A 17,375-nucleotide genomic window follows, 5' to 3' on the forward strand; every position below is an offset into this window, starting at 1 on the left:
GAAAAAAATTCTTAATATTCTATTAATTTTGATTTTTTTTTTAAATATTTTGTTCACATATTTGTCATGTAAAAGTCAATAAGAGAATCACATCATTCTCTTTTTTTTTGCTAATCTAACTAACAATAAAATCTAACTAAACGAATGGAGATCACAGCGCAATCTGTATGGAGTAATTGTCTCGCTTTTATAAAAGATAATATTCAACCTCAGGCATACAAAACCTGGTTTGAACCTATACAAGCTGTAAAACTTTCGGGTAATGCTTTAAGCATTCAAGTGCCTAGTAAATTCTTTTACGAATGGTTAGAGGAGCACTATGTTAAAATACTTAAAGTAGCGCTTACTAAAGAGTTAGGTGAAGATGCCAAATTGGTATACGTTATTAAAATGGAAAACACCTATGGTAACAGACAACCATTTACAGAAAAAATACCAAGTTCTAATAGAACACCTGTAAAGTCACAAGATGTTGATGTGCCATTTAATAATAAAAGTCCAGAATTAAAAAATCCATTTATAATCCCAGGGATTAGAAATGTTAAGATTGAATCTCAACTTAACCCAAGTTATAGTTTCGAAAACTTCTTAGAAGGTGACTCTAACAGATTGGCAAGAAATGCAGGTATAGCAGTTGCTAACAAACCTGGGGGCACATCATTTAATCCACTTTTAATTTTCGGTGGTGTTGGTCTTGGTAAAACACACCTAGCGCACGCTATTGGTGTTGATATTAAAGATAAATATCCAGAAAAAACGGTGCTTTACATCTCTGCAGAGAAATTTACACAACAGTATATAGATTCTGTAAAAAAGAACAATAGAAATGACTTTATTCATTTTTATCAAATTATAGATGTACTTATCATTGACGATGTTCAATTCTTATCTGGTAAGTCTGGAACGCAAGATGTCTTTTTCCATATATTCAATCACTTACACCAAAACGGTAAGCAGGTTATTTTAACAAGTGATAAGGCACCTGTAGATATGCAGGATATTGAGCAACGTTTACTCTCTCGTTTTAAATGGGGTTTATCAGCAGAGTTACAAACACCAGATTTTGAAACAAGAGTTTCAATCTTAAAGAATAAACTCTACAGAGATGGTGTTGAAATGCCTGAAGAGATCATTGAGTATGTTGCAAAGCATATTAAAACAAACGTTAGAGAGCTTGAAGGTGCTATCATTTCACTTATCGCACAATCTTCTTTCAATAAGAAAGAGATTACAATAAACCTAGCAAAAGATATTGTAGATAAGTTTGTTAAGAATACCAAACGCGAAGTTTCTATTGATTATATCCAGAAAGTAGTTTCAGATTATTTTCAAATGGATGTTAACACACTACAATCTAAAACAAGAAAGCGTCATATAGTTCAAGCAAGACAATTAGCGATGTTCTTTGCTAAGAAGTATACAAAAGCTTCTTTGGCAAGTATTGGTTCACAAATTGGGCAACGTGATCACGCTACAGTACTTCATGCTTGTAAAACGGTTGATAACTTATCCTCTACAGATAAGCAATTTAGAAAGTACGTAGAAGATCTATCTAAAAAGCTTTCGCTTTAAATCATTGTTGTTATGACTCGAATTTTAGTGGTGTGCCTTGGCAATATTTGTCGTTCACCATTAGCACATGGTATTTTAGAGTCTAAATTACCGTCTAATCATTTTTATGTTGATTCTGCCGGAACTGCATCTTATCATTCAGGAAACCAACCAGATTCTCGTTCTATTGCAGTCGCAAAAAAATATGGATTAGATATTAGTCATCAAAGTGCCAGACAGTTTACAACTATGGATTTTGATTTGTTCGATTATATCTACACTATGGATCAGTCTAACTACAATAACATCATTAGCTTAGCAAAAAGCTCTTATCATATTGATAAAGTCAAGCTTTTTCTAGAGGAAAATGATACTGTCACGAACAAAAATGTACCTGACCCTTATTATGGTGGTCCTGATGGTTTTGAACGTGTTTACAAGCTAATTGAAGAAACCTCTACTATTCTTTCAGAAAAATTGATGCGTAAGCATCTTTAAACCAAGTTTTCCTTTCAAATTGATTATTAGTATTTTTGTTAGGGTACAGAATATCTCTACTGTGATGAAAAAAATTATTATACTTCTACTCACTTGTTCTATTGAGCTTTCCTTTTCACAGAATTTAGATTTACAATTATTTGCTACCGGACTAAACAGGCCTGTGAACATAAAACATGCTGGAGATGACAAACTCTATGTCGCAGAACAAGATGGTATTATTAAAATTATAAATGCAGATGGATCTATTGAAACTCAACCATTTTTAAATATAGACCCAATAGTCAGAAGCATTGGTAATGAACAAGGTTTATTGGGTTTGGCATTTCATCCCAACTATATCAACAATGGGTTTTTCTTTGTCAATTACATAAATAATTCAGGAAATACGGTAATCTCAAGATTTACGAGAAGTACCGGAAATCCTTTGGTTGCTGATGTTAATTCAGAATTAATTTTACTTACAATCACGCAACCTTTTTCTAATCACAACGGAGGCGAGATGCATTTTGGTCCAGATGGCTATTTATACATTTCTACGGGTGATGGCGGTTCTGGAGGAGACCCTCAAAACAATTCCCAGAATCTCGGAAATTTATTAGGTAAAATCCTTAGAATTGATGTGAATAATAGCTCTGCTACCAACCTTTATGACATACCATCTGACAATCCTTTTTTTGGAAGTATTACAGCTCAAAACGAAATATGGTCTTACGGATTAAGAAACCCATGGAAATTTTCATTTGATAGAAGTACAGGTGACCTCTGGATTGGTGATGTTGGACAAAATAATAGAGAAGAAATCAACTTAACTCTAGCTTCAGATCCGGGAGGTTTAAACTATGGATGGAGATGTTATGAGGGTAATTTACCTTTCAATACAACTGGCTGCCCAAATAGCTCATCATTAACTTTTCCTGTTGGAGAGTACACTCACTCTAGTGGTAGATGCTCAATCACAGGTGGATATAGGTATAGAGGTACTGCGCATCCTGGGTTGCAAGGCACTTATCTTTATGCTGATGCCTGTTCTCAAGAAATCGGTTTTTTGCAGTTAGAAAATAACAATTGGAATTCCACTTTTATTTCTTTTTCCGGAAATTTTGTGGCATTTGGTGAAGATCAAAACGGCGAATTATATGTATCAACGCTACAAGGTGATATTTATAGCATTATTGACACCGATTCTTTGGGCATTAATGATAACAGGGAAGACGAGTTTTTAATATATCCAAACCCAGTTGACAACACACTTTTTATAGAATTTTCAGATCATACGACAATAAGAAACATCGATATTAACTTATTTGATATTCATGGCAAAAGATTGAATGTTCAGAGTAAAAACGAAGTGCATAAACTACAACTTGACGTCTCTAATCTTACAAATGGCATGTACATATTAGTCATTCAATCTGAAAATTACGGCCGTATTACTAAAAAAATAGCCATCAAATAACATGCAAATACAACCAGGCACGCTTTATCTTATCCCTACGCGTTTAGGAGATAATCCACCATTAGAAGTCCTTCCAATCTCTATTAAAAAAGTCATTGAAGACTTAGATCATTATATTGTGGAAAACGAAAAAACAGCAAGACGATTTATTAAACGTGTCACACCAAGTAAATCTCAACCGTCTTTAAAACTTAGTGTTCTTAATAAATACACCACAGAAGCTGAACGCAACACCTATTTAAACGCATGCCTTCAAGGTGAATCTGTTGGTTTACTATCTGAAGCTGGTTGTCCGGCCATTGCAGATCCTGGTTCAGATATTGTAAGTCTTGCGCATCAAATGAATATTAGGGTTGTACCATTAGTAGGACCTTCATCTATTCTGTTAGCGCTCATGGCTTCTGGAATGAACGGACAAGGTTTTACCTTTAACGGATATCTACCAATAGATAAAGGCGAAAGGAAATCAAAAATTAAAGCCTTAGAACGTATTTCTTCAGAACTCAACCAAGCACAAATTTTTATTGAAACACCCTATAGAAATATGAAAATGCTTGAAGATTTAACCAAGACATTGCAGCCTAATTCAAGAATCTGTGTGGCATGCGATATTACATTACCTACTGAGTACATCAGAACCAAGACTGCGAAAGATTGGAAACAAAATAAAGAAGACCTCCATAAGAGGCCTGCTATTTTTATAATTCAAAAAGATTAAAGAGTCACCTTAGCTTTTTTATTCGGTTTAATCACAGAAGTGTCATAACCTGCAAATCGCTTCATGTAGTATCTTACAGTAGATCCGTAAGCATCGGCAAAATTATCTGAACCATAGCTGCGTAAGAATTTCTTAACGCTTCCTGCCCCTGCAAGATGTGCAGCTGCTAAAATGCCCGATTCAGTCACCTTTACACCAGCAATTACTTTACCGTCAAAACGTTTAATATCACGTCTTAGAATCCACTTATTACGTTCAGCATTTGCTATAAATGCCTTTTCTTGTAATTCTGGGTTGTATAAGAATTGATTTGGTGAATAAATGCCTATCATCTCTAAGGTTGAAGCACCAAACTGATACTTACCAAGATAACCTAATGTATTTACTGTAAAATAGTCACCTCTTGATTCTTTGAATGCCAAAGCTTCTTTGAAACCATCAAAAGACTTACCTAAATGTGGTGTGAAGACCTCTTTTGCATCATCTAACTCAGCAGTCATTGCTAAATCTTTTGAAATATTATAATTGAGATCTAATCCTTCTGTAGAATAATCGCTAGGATTTAAGGATGAATTTGGATACAACGCCAATGCGATTAGTAAACAAATTACGAAGGGTAATACAAAGTTTTTCACTCTATTTTTAACCATAACAGCTAACCTTTATTAGTAAAATATTTCCCCAAATAGACTTTACTAAATTGCGGTGCAAATATACGAATTTTTTCTAAATACTGAAAGTCAGGCTATTAAGCTTTGTTAAAAGTTATCAAAAGTAGATATAATGCCACTTTACAGCGCCTTGACTATTTAACGAAAACGTTGGAAATGGAACTTTAATTATGTTAAAAACGCTAAAAATTGTTTTCAAGACGGAAGAATTTGTCTTAATTCGGGTAAGGTCGACATCTAAACTTAAATAAAATTGTCGCACTCTATTTTGGTTAAGAAAATTGTCATCATTTGGGTTTCCTGTTAACATGCCGTCGGCACCATAACCAAATGCAATATTTAACCATTTTGGAAAATTTTCGGTTTTAAAGAATGTACTAATATTTGCACTCAGCCAATAGGTTTGTCCATTATAATCTTTAAGAAATTCTTCAGACAAACCATTTCCTAACTTTTCTGGCCGTTGACTTACAAAATCAGATCTAGAAAAGGAATACTTAAGCAATATGCGCTGTTCTTCCCAAAGTAACTCTTGCCCTACATATAAACCTGTACCCAATCCGTTAGCCATCATATCGCCCCAAGAAAAGCCCCATTCTTGCGAAAAGCCGTCCATCACTTCTACAGCGGTTAAAAACCCTAATCCTAAAGTAGCTCCGTAAAGCAATTGATTTTTTTCAGAAACACCTGCCCAATTCAAGGTATTGGCACCCAATTGTCCTAATTGATATGCTGAGAACACATGGCCAAGCTTATCCATTTGTAACCACTCTTCATTATCATTCAGTGTTTTAAACTTTGAGCGTGGATAATCTGCGTACCAAAGTCTATCAAGAGCTACCAATGTTACAGCCGCAAAAGTTGCTTCTGTAATTACAACTGCATTTTTTCTTGAATTATTAAGGGTATCACTAGGCTTTAAAAACTGATTAATTCTAGACTGAGCTGAAGTATTACACAGAAAACAAAAGAATACTACTATGCTATAAACCGAATATTTCAATCTCTATTTGTTAATACCTTTAGAAGACAAATATCTTTGATAAGCTCTAGCATTGTTATTATGCTGCGCTAAGGTCTTTGCAAACTTATGGTATCCTACACGTTTTGCATCAGCCGCAAAGTATAGGTATTTATGACTCTCAGGATTTAATACGGCTTTTACTGCAGATAAATCTGGCATGGCAATTAAGCCTGGTGGCAATCCTTTATTTTGATAGGTATTGTAAGGTGAATCAATGTCTTTATGTACATTAAGCACACGTCTTATCACAGTATTTTTATATTTCGGTAGCTGGTAAGCGGCAAACTTTAATGTCGGATCAGCTTGTAATGGCATACCTATTCTTAACCTATTTAAATACACTCCGGCTACTCTAGGTTGTTCATCTGCTTGTTTAGATTCTTCATGTACAATGGAAGCTAAAGTCATCACCTCATTTGGTGTAAGGTTTAATGCCTTTGCCTTTTCCATTCTATCGGCATTCCAGAACCGTTTATATTCAACCAACATTTTATCTCTAAAACCTTCTGCAGACGTATTCCAAAAGAATTCATAACTATTTGGCAAATACAATCCTAATGCTGTAGCAGCACTAAATCCATTCTCAGCTAAAAAGGTTTCATCTTTCATAGCTTTAACAAGTGAAACACTATCTGCATCAATTTGACGACTTATTCTTCCTGCTAAATCTTCTAAAGTATGTTGATTGTTGAATGATAATTTTACAGGAATATTGTTACTTCTAATGGAATTAATAATGTCATTGTTATTCATTCCTTTTGTGATAGTGTATCTACCAGCTTTAATGTTTGTGGTATATTTCTTTTGTTTTGCTAAAGCGTCAAACGAACTAATATCCTTCAGTAAAGGCTCCAACTGAGCTTTAACATCCTCATAACTATCTTTACTCGAAATATTTATAAAGGCACTATCATTATTAAATTTTGTATTTGGCTCAAACATAGCACCATAAATGTAATATGCAAAGGCACCAAAAACGAGAAGTCCGATAAGTGCTATAGCCCAAAGAATTCTTTTTAAATACATAAACTATTTAGAAATACGTTGTAATATATACTGATTAGAGTATGTTTCACCATGACATATCCAATCCTTTTTTAAACCCACAATATTAAAGCCATTATTTTGAAATAGCTTTAGACTTGGCACATTATCTTCTGAAATATTTGCAAAAACTTGATGTAAATGCAATGTTTTAAAGCAATAATTCACTAAGAGATCTAGCGCCTCCTTACCGTAACCTTGATGGCGATCATTAACGTTTTTAATAAGTATACCTATCCCTGCACGCTTATTCTTTGCGTCAAAATCGAAAACATCAATAAGACCTTTTACCTCATCATTATGAGCACAAATGACCAATCGTAATTGTTTAGCTTCATAAATGTCTTGATGCGCATTTTCAAGATATTGCTTAATTAAAAATTTAGAATACGGTGTTTGCGTATCACTCAATTGCCAGAGTGACGTATCATTTTCAATGTCATAGATAAACTCAAGGTCTTCTGGCTCTAAAGCTCTTAAATAGATATGTTCACCATTTAGTGTTACCATACTATTTCACCTTTAAAAACAAACTTGGCTGGTCCGATAAGCCATATATCTTCATAGCCGTTGTCATTTTTCCGGAATTTCACACTTAACTCACCACCTTGTGTTTGTAAAGTGATGTTGTTGGCCATAGATTTTTCAGACTTATGCATGGCTAGTGCCACTGCAGTAACTCCAGTTCCGCAAGATAAAGTCTCATCCTCAACACCACGTTCATAGGTTCTTACAGCGAAAGTATCATCTGCAATTTGTTCAACAAAATTAACGTTACTTCCAGCCTTACCATAAGGTTCATTATACCTTATTTTAGCTCCATTGGTTTTCACTTCAAATTCACTAAGATTAGAAACCATCTCAACATGGTGTGGCGAACCTGTATCTAAGAATAGATGATTTTTATGAGCTTCAATACTGTCAACATCTTGCATTTGTAGTTTAACACTACCATCATTAATTTCTGCTTTGTGCAAACCATCAATGGCAAGAAATTCTGCTTCAGATTCAATTAAACCAATGTCTTTTGCAAAAGCCACAATACTTCGGCCACCATTACCACACATGGTACTTTCGTTACCATCTGAATTGAAGTAAACCATTCTAAAATCAGTATTTTTGTCATTTTCTAGTAAGATAAAGCCATCAGCTCCAATGCCAAATCGTCTGTCGCATAATTCTGCGATACGTTTGGTATCATTTTTGTCTATTTGAGATGAACGATTATCAACAATAATAAAATCGTTTCCTGTACCCTGATATTTATAAAATGTCACTTGCATAGTAGCCGCAAATATAAGAATAATGCGAGTAAAATTGAGGAGTTAAGGCAGCGTTAAAGTTAGCGTTAAATAGTCGTTAAAACAGTAATGAAGATTCAATAAAAATCTAAATTTAGTCGTTAAATAGTTAAACTTAAATCTGAAAAAATCATGAAGAGAATTTTGACATTGGTATTTGTTTCGGCATTAGGTGGTCTATTAACCCTTGGTGGTTACAAACTTTTTGTAGAACAAGACACTCAAAAAGAATCACTTGCGGTTGAACAAATTGAAGATACACCAATATATGTTCCAACAAATACCTCACCTATTTTAAATAGCACAGCTGTAACACCAAGCTTCGTTGAAGCTGCAGAAAAATCTATCGACGCCGTAGTACATGTTAAGAACACCGCTGTAGTTTCTGGAAGATACACCATGGAAGATTTATTCTTTGGTCGCAGTTCTCAAAGACAACAAATAGGTACAGGAAGTGGTGTTATTATTTCACCAACAGGTTATATCGTTACCAATAACCACGTGATTAAAAATGCCACTGAAATAAGTATTACGCTTAATAACAATAAAGTATACACTGCCGAACTTGTTGGTACTGATGAAGGCACTGACATCGCACTATTAAAAATTGAAGCTGACGAAGAATTACCGTTTATGGCATTCGGTGATTCTGATAACGCTAAGGTTGGAGAATGGGTATTAGCAGTAGGTAATCCTTTTAATCTTAATTCTACGGTCACTGCTGGTATCATAAGTGCAAAATCGAGAGATTTAAGCGGAAAGAACTTGCAATCTTTTATTCAAACCGATGCAGCAGTTAACCCAGGAAATTCTGGTGGTGCTTTAGTGAATACAAATGGTGATCTTATAGGAATAAACACTGCAATTTCATCGAGAGACGGTTCTTACATCGGATACTCATTTGCGGTACCAAGTAATATTACACGTAAAATTGTAAATGATATTATGGAATATGGTAATGTGCAAAATGGCATATTAGGTGTAGTTGGCGAAGCTTTAAATAGTAAAGCTGCCGAACGTCGTGGTATAGATATTACAGAAGGTTTTTATGTGAGTGAAGTTACTGAAGACACTGGTGCTGATAAAGCAGGCATCCAATCTGGTGACATCATTCAGAAATTAGATGATGTAAAAATTAATAAATTCTCTGATTTATCTGGCTACTTAAAAACCAGAAGTCCTGGTGATATTGTTTCGGTGACATTGCATAGAGATGGTGACAAAAAAATAGTTCCTGTTACCTTGTTGAGGAAAAATATGACCATCATCCCGATTATAGGAAGTGTAAAGAACGCCACAGAAAAAGAATTGAAAAAAAATAATCTTGAGTATGGTGTAAAAATAACTGATCTTGTTGATGATAAAGAATTTGAATCTTATTGGAAGGAAAATGGTGTGGATGAAGGCAGTATTATCACACGTATTAATGGGCAAAAATTATATACTATAAATGATGTTGAAGAGGCTATCAAGAAAAGAAGCTATAATCAAACGTTTCAAATTGAAATCTTAAATAAAGAAGGTGAAAAGGTCGTTTATAATTTTAGATAACCTTTTACAAACTATAAAATTCAAACCTTCAAGTGAGTACTTGAAGGTTTTTTTATGTCCTAAAACCTATACATACGCAACCTCATCACCTATAAATTTCTTACAAGAAAAAAATATTGACAAAACATGCTACGAAAACGTTTGAAATATGTACTTTTGATCAAATTTTAACACTAATATATCTACACAAAATGGGTTTTAATGACACTTATGAAAAAGAGTTAGCCTTTCAAGCAGATCGTCGAAGAGCGACTGTAGAATTTATTAAAACTGTAAGCGATTTATGGTATGACAATTCCATTGAATTGGTATTATTCAGAAATCAACTTATTGACAGAAACGTCAGTGAAATTTTAAACCTTCACGAATACGCAGGTGAATTTGTACAAAAGCCAATTTCAATTTTTGATTCCGTTGAAATAGCTCAAGCTATTAAACAACTTAATTTGCAACCCGCTAAATTAGACATTGGTAAATTAACGTATGAGTATCAGTTAGAGGATCAGAAATACGGAAATGCCACTGCTTTTGTTTCTGATAAACTTGTTGAAGCAAAAAATGCTAGAGTTATAGAACCTAAAGATGTGGTACTATACGGTTTTGGAAGAATCGGAAGACTTGTTGCTCGCGAGCTCATGACTCAGGCTGGTAAAGGCATGCAGCTTAGACTTAGAGCAATAGTAACTCGAGGCGAAATTAACGCCACTGTATTAGAAAAGCGCGCATCCTTATTACGAAATGATTCTGTTCACGGTGACTTCTCTGGTATGGTATCTATTGATGTTGAACAGGACTCACTTATTATTAACGGTACTACCGTAAAGATTATTTCGGCTAATAATCCAGAAGATATTGATTATACTAAATATGGAATTAATGATGCTTTAGTTATTGATAACACAGGTGCTTTTAGAGACGATAAAGCCTTAGGAAGACATTTAAAAGCTAAAGGCGTTAGTAAAGTTTTACTTACTGCACCAGGCAAAGGAGTGCCAAATATTGTTCATGGTGTTAATCATAAAGAACATGACCCTGAAAAAGTAAACATCTTCTCTGCAGCATCTTGTACCACTAATGCTATTACGCCTGTTTTAAAAGCAATGGAAGATTCATTTGGTGTAAAATCGGGTCATTTAGAAACTATACATGCGTATACTAACGATCAGAATTTGGTGGATAATTTCCATAAAAAATACAGACGCGGTAGAGCTGCTGGTTTAAATATGGTTATCACAGAAACTGGAGCAGGAAAAGCCGTGAGTAAGGCTTTACCATCTTTGGAAGGTAAATTAACATCTAACGCCATTAGAGTACCAGTACCTAACGGATCTTTAGCAATTCTAAATCTTGAATTAGAAAAGAAAACCTCGGTTGATGCAGTTAATACCATCATGAAAAAATATGCGCTTGAAGGTAATTTGGTAGAGCAAATTAAATATGAAATGAGTGATGAACTAGTGTCTAGCGATATTGTTGGTAGTTCTGCACCATCTATTTATGATAGTAAAGCAACTATTGTAAGACCAGATGGAAAAAACGCTATTCTATATATCTGGTATGATAATGAATATGGCTATTCACACCAAGTAATACGCCTGGCAAAATATATTTCTAAAGTAAGACGATTTACTTACTATTAGAATAGAAATGAAGAAGAAAGAAGAGAATCTTGCCGATTGGCAAGATTTTTTTGTTTTAACGCAACCAAATTGCAATTTCTGTATCTAAATAATATAACGCTAAAAAATCAATCATGAAAAAGCATTTCTTGTGTTTCGGTATCATTTGTGTACTTATCACTAGCTGTATCGGTTGGGGTCTAGACGATGACGTCGTTAATGAAGATCCTTTTGGTCCAACTTTCAATTATCAACCTGTTACTATGAATCGCGCTGAGTTTGAAACTACAACTTCTGTAGAATCTACACCACGTACCATTATTAATTCAGGAAAGATTTATGTAAAGGGTAATTATATTTATGTCAATGAAGTTAATAAAGGATTTCATATTATTAATAATACAGACCCAACAAATCCTGTAAACATTGGATTTATACAAGTACTGGGTTCTTCAGATTTAAGTATTAAAGAGAATGTCTTTTACGTAAATAATGCCACTGATCTTCTCGCTTTTACTTTAGACGAAAGTACAGAAACCATTACTATCACCAAACGCTTAGAAAATGTGTTTCCACAGATTTGGACACCTGAAGGTCCAGGCTTTTATGACATTGCAGACAATGAAGTTATCATAGATTGGGAATTTATAAACTAAATCATCATGAAATCAATTATTCAACATATAAAATTGCACATATCATCACTTTTTAATTTTAAGAACTATACTTTTTTGCTTTGTACATTAATACTCATAGGCTGTAGTTCGGATAATGCAGGTGGCACCGCAAATGACGCTGGTTCATTTTCAGAGAATGGCCAAGGAGGTTCTTTAGCAAGATTTGCTATATATCAAGATTATCTTTATGTGGTTGACGAAAGCGATTTAAATGTATTCGCCATTACCAATAGAGAACAACCAGTCCTTGTTAATTCTATACCTATTGGTTTTAATATTGAGACACTCTTTAATTATAAAAACTATTTATATATAGGCTCTAGAAATGGTATGTTTATTTATAGTGTAACAAATCCTGAATTGCCTTCATATATGTCAGATGTGCAACACTTTACAGCTTGTGATCCGGTTGTAGCAAATGACACACACGCCTTTGTCACTTTACATACTAATATAGGTTGTGGAATAGATATTAATGTCCTAGAAATATATGATGTTACAGATGTTACAAACCCGATCTTAATCTCTAGCAGAAACTTAGTACGTCCTATAGGTCTTGGTCTTTTTGGTGATTACCTTTTTGTGTGTGATGATGAATTGAAGGTGTTTGATGTATCTAATCCAGAAAGTTCTCAACTGGTTACATCAATAGACGTAGAAGCATTTGATGTTATTATTAATAACGGTAAGTTGGTTTTAATTGGCGACAATGGATTATATCAATACAGCTTGGATAATAACGACATTACAAATATCACACATTTAAGCACCATAAACATCTAAATTGGGTGATGTAGGCGTATATAAACCGTCAAATTATAATACTCTTAATTGACCTAAAGGTTTATTTTATTATTATATTGGCATCGTTTATTACTAACAAACCAAAATTAATCAAAGATGAAATTCCTAATAAGAATTGCCTTTTTATTAGCCATAGTATATAGTGTTGAAGTCACCGCTCAAAACTCAAATGATCAAACTGAAGAACAATATTCCTTAAATAGTGGAACAATAGATAATCAATTTGAATATGTATTTAGAAAATCTGGAAATTTTAAAGGTACAGATGGTTCTAAGTACGAAGCAGTGAAATACTCTAATTTACTGACTTTAAAAAATCATGTTTTAGACTCACTTAAGACGACTTATAAAAAATTAGAGAATTCTGAGAATACAGTTCAAAATCAGGCTAATGAAATTGAAGACTTAAAGACGAAGTTACTAAACACACAAAGTACATTAGACCAAACTAATACAGAAAAAAATAATATGGCACTACTCGGTATGCAAACTAGCAAAACAAGTTATAAAGCCATTATGTGGAGTATTATTGCTGCCTTATTTGCACTACTCTTATTCTTCATCTTTAAGTTTAAGAATAGTAATTCCTTAACTAAACAAGCCAAATACAAGCTAGAAGAAGTTGAAACCGAATTTGAAGAACACCGACGCGTCGCTTTGGAGCGCGAACAAAAAGTAAGGCGTCAACTTCAAGATGAAATCAATAAAAATAAAACGAAATAAATCCATAAATCCGCAAAATCATTGCGGATTTTTTTTACCTATACACATATCCAATTAAAAGTCTATCTTTGCGGCAAATTCCTCAGCGTGAGGATGTGTTACAAGAAGTTTAGGTTTAAAGTATGTCGATACGCTTCTAAGGTAACACCTTATAACAAATATCGCATACATTAAACATTAGAATGAGTACATTCCAAGAACTAGGTCTTAATGCAGACCTAATTAACGCTATTGAAGATTTAGGCTTCAAAACTCCAAGTGAAGTCCAACAAAAAGCCATACCAGTTTTATTAGAAGAAGAACGTGATTTGGTGACATTAGCCCAAACAGGTACAGGAAAAACTGCTGCTTTTGGTTTTCCGATGTTACAAAAGATTGATGTTGGCAGTCGTACAACGCAAGGATTAATTCTATCTCCAACACGAGAACTTTGCCTTCAAATTACTAATGAATTAAAAAACTACGGCAAGTACTGTAAAGGTTTAAATGTTGTTGCTATTTATGGTGGCGCTAGTGTTACTGATCAGGCAAAACAAATAAAAAAAGGAGCGCAAATTGTAGTAGCTACACCTGGTAGAATGAAAGATATGATCAACCGAAAGTTGGTTGATATTTCAAAAATACAGTATAGTGTACTTGACGAGGCTGATGAAATGCTTAATATGGGATTTTATGAGGACATCACTTCTATCCTATCGCATACACCAGACGATAAAAGTACTTGGTTGTTCTCTGCAACTATGCCAAAGGAAGTCGCAACCATAGCAAGAGATTTCATGTACGACCCTATTGAAATCACAGTTGGAAACAAAAATGAAAGTACAAGTCAAGTTTCTCACGAATATTATTTAGTCAATGGTCGCGATAGGTATTTAGCTTTAAAACGTTTGGCTGATGCCAACCCAGATATTTTCTCGGTTATCTTCTGTAGAACTAAACGCGATACACAACGTGTTGCTGAAAAATTAATTGAGGATGGATATAGTGCAGGTGCCTTACATGGTGATTTGAGTCAGAATCAGCGCGATTTGGTAATGAAAGCCTTTAGAAACAAACAGATTCAAATGCTTGTGGCAACCGATGTAGCGGCTCGTGGTATTGATGTGGATGACATTACTCATGTTATTAACTATCAATTACCTGATGAAATAGAGACCTACACGCACAGATCTGGTCGTACCGGTCGTGCAGGAAAAACAGGAGTTTCTATGGTGATTGTTGCTAAGAGTGAAGTGCGTAAAATAAAGAGTATAGAGCGTATCATTAAAAAGCAGTTTGAAAAGAAAGATATTCCTTCTGGTATAGAAATCTGTGAAGTGCAATTAATGAGTCTTGCTAATAAAGTTCACAATACCGAAGTAAATCATGAGATTGACACGTATCTAAATAGTATAAACGCTCTTTTTGAAGACACCGATAAAGATGAATTGATTAAGAAATTCTTCTCTGTTGAATTCACCAGATTCTTTAACTATTATAAAGGTGCTAAAGATTTAACAGTGTCAGAATCTAGAGAAAGTAGTGGTTCTGGTTCTGGTGATGATGTACGTTATTTCATTAATGTAGGACGAAAAGATGGTTACGATTGGATGTCTTTAAAAGACTTCTTAAAAGAGATTTTAGAGTTGGGTCGTGACGATGTCTTTAAAGTAGATGTTAAGGATAGTTTTTCATTCTTTAATACCGAAAAGGAGAACGAGAAAAAGGTTTTAGATTTCTTCACAGATTTTAAATATAATGGGCGTTATGTTAATGTAGAAATCTCTGAAAATAAAGGTAGAAGTGGCAGAAAACGTAGCAGAGGCGGAAAACGTAGAGATGGTGGTGATAAATCACATGGCGAAAGACGATCTCGCAGAAGTGATCATTCAGAAAACAGAAGCGAAAGACGCGGCAGACGATCTGATAGTCCTAAACCAAGACGATCTGGATCAAGATCTGGTTCGGACAGACCAAGACGTTCAAGAAGAAGATAAACTTTATTAGATAGTTAGATCTTTAGACTGTTTAGATCTTTAGATGGTTAGATTATTAGATGGTTAGATTTTGGAATTTGGCTGTTGGCTATTGGGTTTTAGAATTTGATATTTACCTATTGGCCTAATTTTTGAATTGAATCTTACAGACTTTTGTTAATTTTAAGACAAAACTATAATTGCTAAAAACAAAATGCGTTTAGTTTAGTACATTTACCACGTAAATTATGTTAATGCGCTACATACTTATCTTACTTCTTTGTTTTACTACAGTTTTCAGCTATGGTCAGGATAGTACTGCTACAAAACTTCCTGAAAAGGTAAAAGGAACCATTACCAGTAGTACTACAAAAAAGCCATTAAGTGAAGTTAATATTGTAAACATTAATCAGGTTGTTGGTGTCGCTACCGATGATGAAGGTAAGTTTGAACTAAAGGCAAAAGTTAACGATACACTTCATATTTCTTATCTGGGTTATAAATCAATTAAAGTAAGAGTTACCAATGACTGGCTAAAATTTGGGAATACAGAGATTGTAATGACTGAGTTAGCATTGGCCTTAGAAGAAGTAACCGTTAGATCTTTACAGCTTACCGGTTATCTCGAGGTAGATATGAAGCAAGTGCCTATACAATCTAACAATCGCTACAGAATAAACGGTATTTATGGCAAAGGTTACGAGACAGCAAAACCAAATATTGCAACTAAGGTATTAGGAGCCATATTTAATCCAGCAGATTTCCTTTATAACATGTTTGGTAAAAAGCCAAACGAAATGCGTAAGCTAAAAAAGATGAAGGAAGACGATGAAATTAGAAATCAGCTTGCCAAGCGTTTTGATCGAGAAATGTTGATGGTTTTACTTCAAGTAACTAAATATGACTTAGATGAGATTGTAAATCAATGCGACTATTCTAGAGACTTTATTAATACGGCTAATGATCTTCAAATTTTAGATGCTATTAGCGAATGTTACGAAAATTACAAGGTAATTCAGCGCAGTAAAGAGCGTAAAAAAGACAAGAAGAAAAGAAGACGAAGATCTTAGTTATATTAATTTTGGTCTGACTTGTAACGCGTTACAATATCATCATAGTTTTTAAGCGTTTTCTTTACCCAATCAAAGCGTTTTTCGATCAGTTCAGATTCTGACAGCTTCCATTCTATTTGAGACTTTCGTAACTTAGAAGTAACGTGTTGCAATATGATGGCGGCTGATACCGAAATATTAAGACTTTCTGTAAACCCAAACATTGGAATTTTCAGAAATGTATCAGCTTCGTCTAAGACCTGTTGAGACAGACCTTCTGTTTCTCTTCCGAAGAAAAAACAAGATTTTTTTGTAATGTCAAAATCAATAAGCTCACAATCTTCAACATGCGGACTTGTAGCTACAATTTGATAGCCTCGTGATCGTAAATCTGAAATACAAGATTTTGTTGTATGGTATCGGTTAAGGTCTACCCATTTTTGTGCGCCCATTGCAATTTCTCTATCAATACGTTTAGAGTTCACCTCTTCAACAATATTCACTTCTTGAATTCCAAAGACATCACAAGAGCGAATCACAGCACTTGTATTATGCAACTGATACACATCTTCCGTGGCTACGGTAAAATGTTTGGTACGCTCTGTTAAAACCTTTTGAAATCGTTGTCTTCTATGATCGGTAAGAAAAGATTCTAAGTACTGTAAAAGTTTTTTGTCTGACATGAGTCAAAAATAGCAAACCTTATTAGTAATTACGAATCTTCAATA

17 protein-coding genes are annotated in these 17,375 nt (G+C 34.2%); 11 read left to right on the forward strand and 6 right to left on the reverse strand.

Annotated features, from left to right (window positions below):
* Positions 1-144 precede the first annotated feature (144 nt).
* The 4 genes from dnaA to HRU50_RS04830 all read left to right on the forward strand — a co-directional run bounded on the left by dnaA (position 145) and on the right by HRU50_RS04830 (position 4,226).
* Positions 145-1,572 (forward strand): chromosomal replication initiator protein DnaA, encoded by a 1,428-nt coding sequence (gene dnaA, locus HRU50_RS04815; RefSeq protein ID WP_296348725.1) that lies wholly within the window; start codon positions 145-147, stop codon positions 1,570-1,572.
* Between the two features lie 12 nt (positions 1,573-1,584).
* Positions 1,585-2,049: a low molecular weight protein-tyrosine-phosphatase gene (locus HRU50_RS04820; protein ID WP_296348727.1), complete on the forward strand. Its 465-nt coding sequence runs from the start codon at positions 1,585-1,587 to the stop codon at positions 2,047-2,049.
* A gap of 64 nt (positions 2,050-2,113) precedes the next feature.
* Positions 2,114-3,508, forward strand: coding sequence for a PQQ-dependent sugar dehydrogenase (locus HRU50_RS04825; protein ID WP_296348729.1), 1,395 nt, complete (start codon positions 2,114-2,116; stop codon positions 3,506-3,508).
* Position 3,509: 1 nt separating this feature from the next.
* On the forward strand, positions 3,510-4,226 hold the full coding sequence (locus HRU50_RS04830) for an SAM-dependent methyltransferase (protein WP_296348731.1): 717 nt from the start codon (positions 3,510-3,512) through the stop codon (positions 4,224-4,226).
* Here HRU50_RS04830 and HRU50_RS04835 read toward each other — a convergent pair.
* From HRU50_RS04835 to dapF, 5 genes are all read right to left on the reverse strand, one after another.
* A complete protein-coding gene (locus tag HRU50_RS04835) occupies positions 4,223-4,876 on the reverse strand; it encodes a peptidoglycan-binding protein LysM (protein WP_296348733.1) in 654 nt (217 codons plus the stop codon). The two genes, HRU50_RS04830 and HRU50_RS04835, sit on opposite strands and share 4 nt — an antisense overlap.
* A 118-nt stretch (positions 4,877-4,994) precedes the next feature.
* Complete coding sequence (locus tag HRU50_RS04840) at positions 4,995-5,900, reverse strand: DUF2279 domain-containing protein (protein ID WP_296348734.1); 906 nt, start codon at positions 5,898-5,900, stop codon at positions 4,995-4,997.
* A 3-nt stretch (positions 5,901-5,903) separates the two neighbouring features.
* A complete protein-coding gene (mltG, locus tag HRU50_RS04845) occupies positions 5,904-6,947 on the reverse strand; it encodes an endolytic transglycosylase MltG (protein WP_296348736.1) in 1,044 nt (347 codons plus the stop codon).
* A 3-nt stretch (positions 6,948-6,950) separates the two neighbouring features.
* Positions 6,951-7,475, reverse strand: coding sequence for a GNAT family N-acetyltransferase (locus HRU50_RS04850; RefSeq protein ID WP_296348738.1), 525 nt, complete (start codon positions 7,473-7,475; stop codon positions 6,951-6,953).
* A complete protein-coding gene (gene dapF / locus HRU50_RS04855) occupies positions 7,469-8,248 on the reverse strand; it encodes a diaminopimelate epimerase (RefSeq protein ID WP_296348740.1) in 780 nt (259 codons plus the stop codon). The genes HRU50_RS04850 and dapF overlap by 7 nt, the downstream gene beginning before the upstream one ends.
* 150 nt (positions 8,249-8,398) lie before the next feature.
* Between dapF and HRU50_RS04860 the strand changes: the two genes are divergently transcribed.
* From HRU50_RS04860 to HRU50_RS04890, 7 genes are all read left to right on the forward strand, one after another.
* Positions 8,399-9,817 (forward strand): trypsin-like peptidase domain-containing protein, encoded by a 1,419-nt coding sequence (locus tag HRU50_RS04860; RefSeq protein WP_296348742.1) that lies wholly within the window; start codon positions 8,399-8,401, stop codon positions 9,815-9,817.
* A gap of 191 nt (positions 9,818-10,008) precedes the next feature.
* Positions 10,009-11,457 (forward strand): glyceraldehyde-3-phosphate dehydrogenase, encoded by a 1,449-nt coding sequence (locus HRU50_RS04865; protein ID WP_296348744.1) that lies wholly within the window; start codon positions 10,009-10,011, stop codon positions 11,455-11,457.
* A gap of 113 nt (positions 11,458-11,570) precedes the next feature.
* Positions 11,571-12,092: a hypothetical protein gene (locus HRU50_RS04870; RefSeq protein WP_296348746.1), complete on the forward strand. Its 522-nt coding sequence runs from the start codon at positions 11,571-11,573 to the stop codon at positions 12,090-12,092.
* Between the two features lie 6 nt (positions 12,093-12,098).
* Positions 12,099-12,896 carry a hypothetical protein gene (locus tag HRU50_RS04875; protein WP_296348748.1) on the forward strand — a complete coding sequence of 266 codons (798 nt, stop codon included), beginning with the start codon at positions 12,099-12,101 and terminating at the stop codon, positions 12,894-12,896.
* Between the two features lie 117 nt (positions 12,897-13,013).
* A complete protein-coding gene (locus tag HRU50_RS04880) occupies positions 13,014-13,640 on the forward strand; it encodes a tRNA (guanine-N1)-methyltransferase (RefSeq protein WP_296348751.1) in 627 nt (208 codons plus the stop codon).
* Between the two features lie 182 nt (positions 13,641-13,822).
* Positions 13,823-15,616, forward strand: coding sequence for a DEAD/DEAH box helicase (locus tag HRU50_RS04885; protein ID WP_296348754.1), 1,794 nt, complete (start codon positions 13,823-13,825; stop codon positions 15,614-15,616).
* 227 nt (positions 15,617-15,843) lie between these two features.
* Entirely contained in the window at positions 15,844-16,665 is an 822-nt protein-coding gene (locus HRU50_RS04890) for a carboxypeptidase-like regulatory domain-containing protein (protein ID WP_296348756.1), read from the forward strand.
* 5 nt (positions 16,666-16,670) lie between these two features.
* On the opposite strand, the gene HRU50_RS04895 is transcribed toward HRU50_RS04890, so the two are convergent.
* Positions 16,671-17,330: an RNA methyltransferase gene (locus tag HRU50_RS04895; protein WP_296348759.1), complete on the reverse strand. Its 660-nt coding sequence runs from the start codon at positions 17,328-17,330 to the stop codon at positions 16,671-16,673.
* Positions 17,331-17,375: the final 45 nt, after the last annotated feature.

This window comes from Winogradskyella sp. (genome assembly GCF_013213835.1).
Taxonomy (GTDB): domain Bacteria; phylum Bacteroidota; class Bacteroidia; order Flavobacteriales; family Flavobacteriaceae; genus Winogradskyella.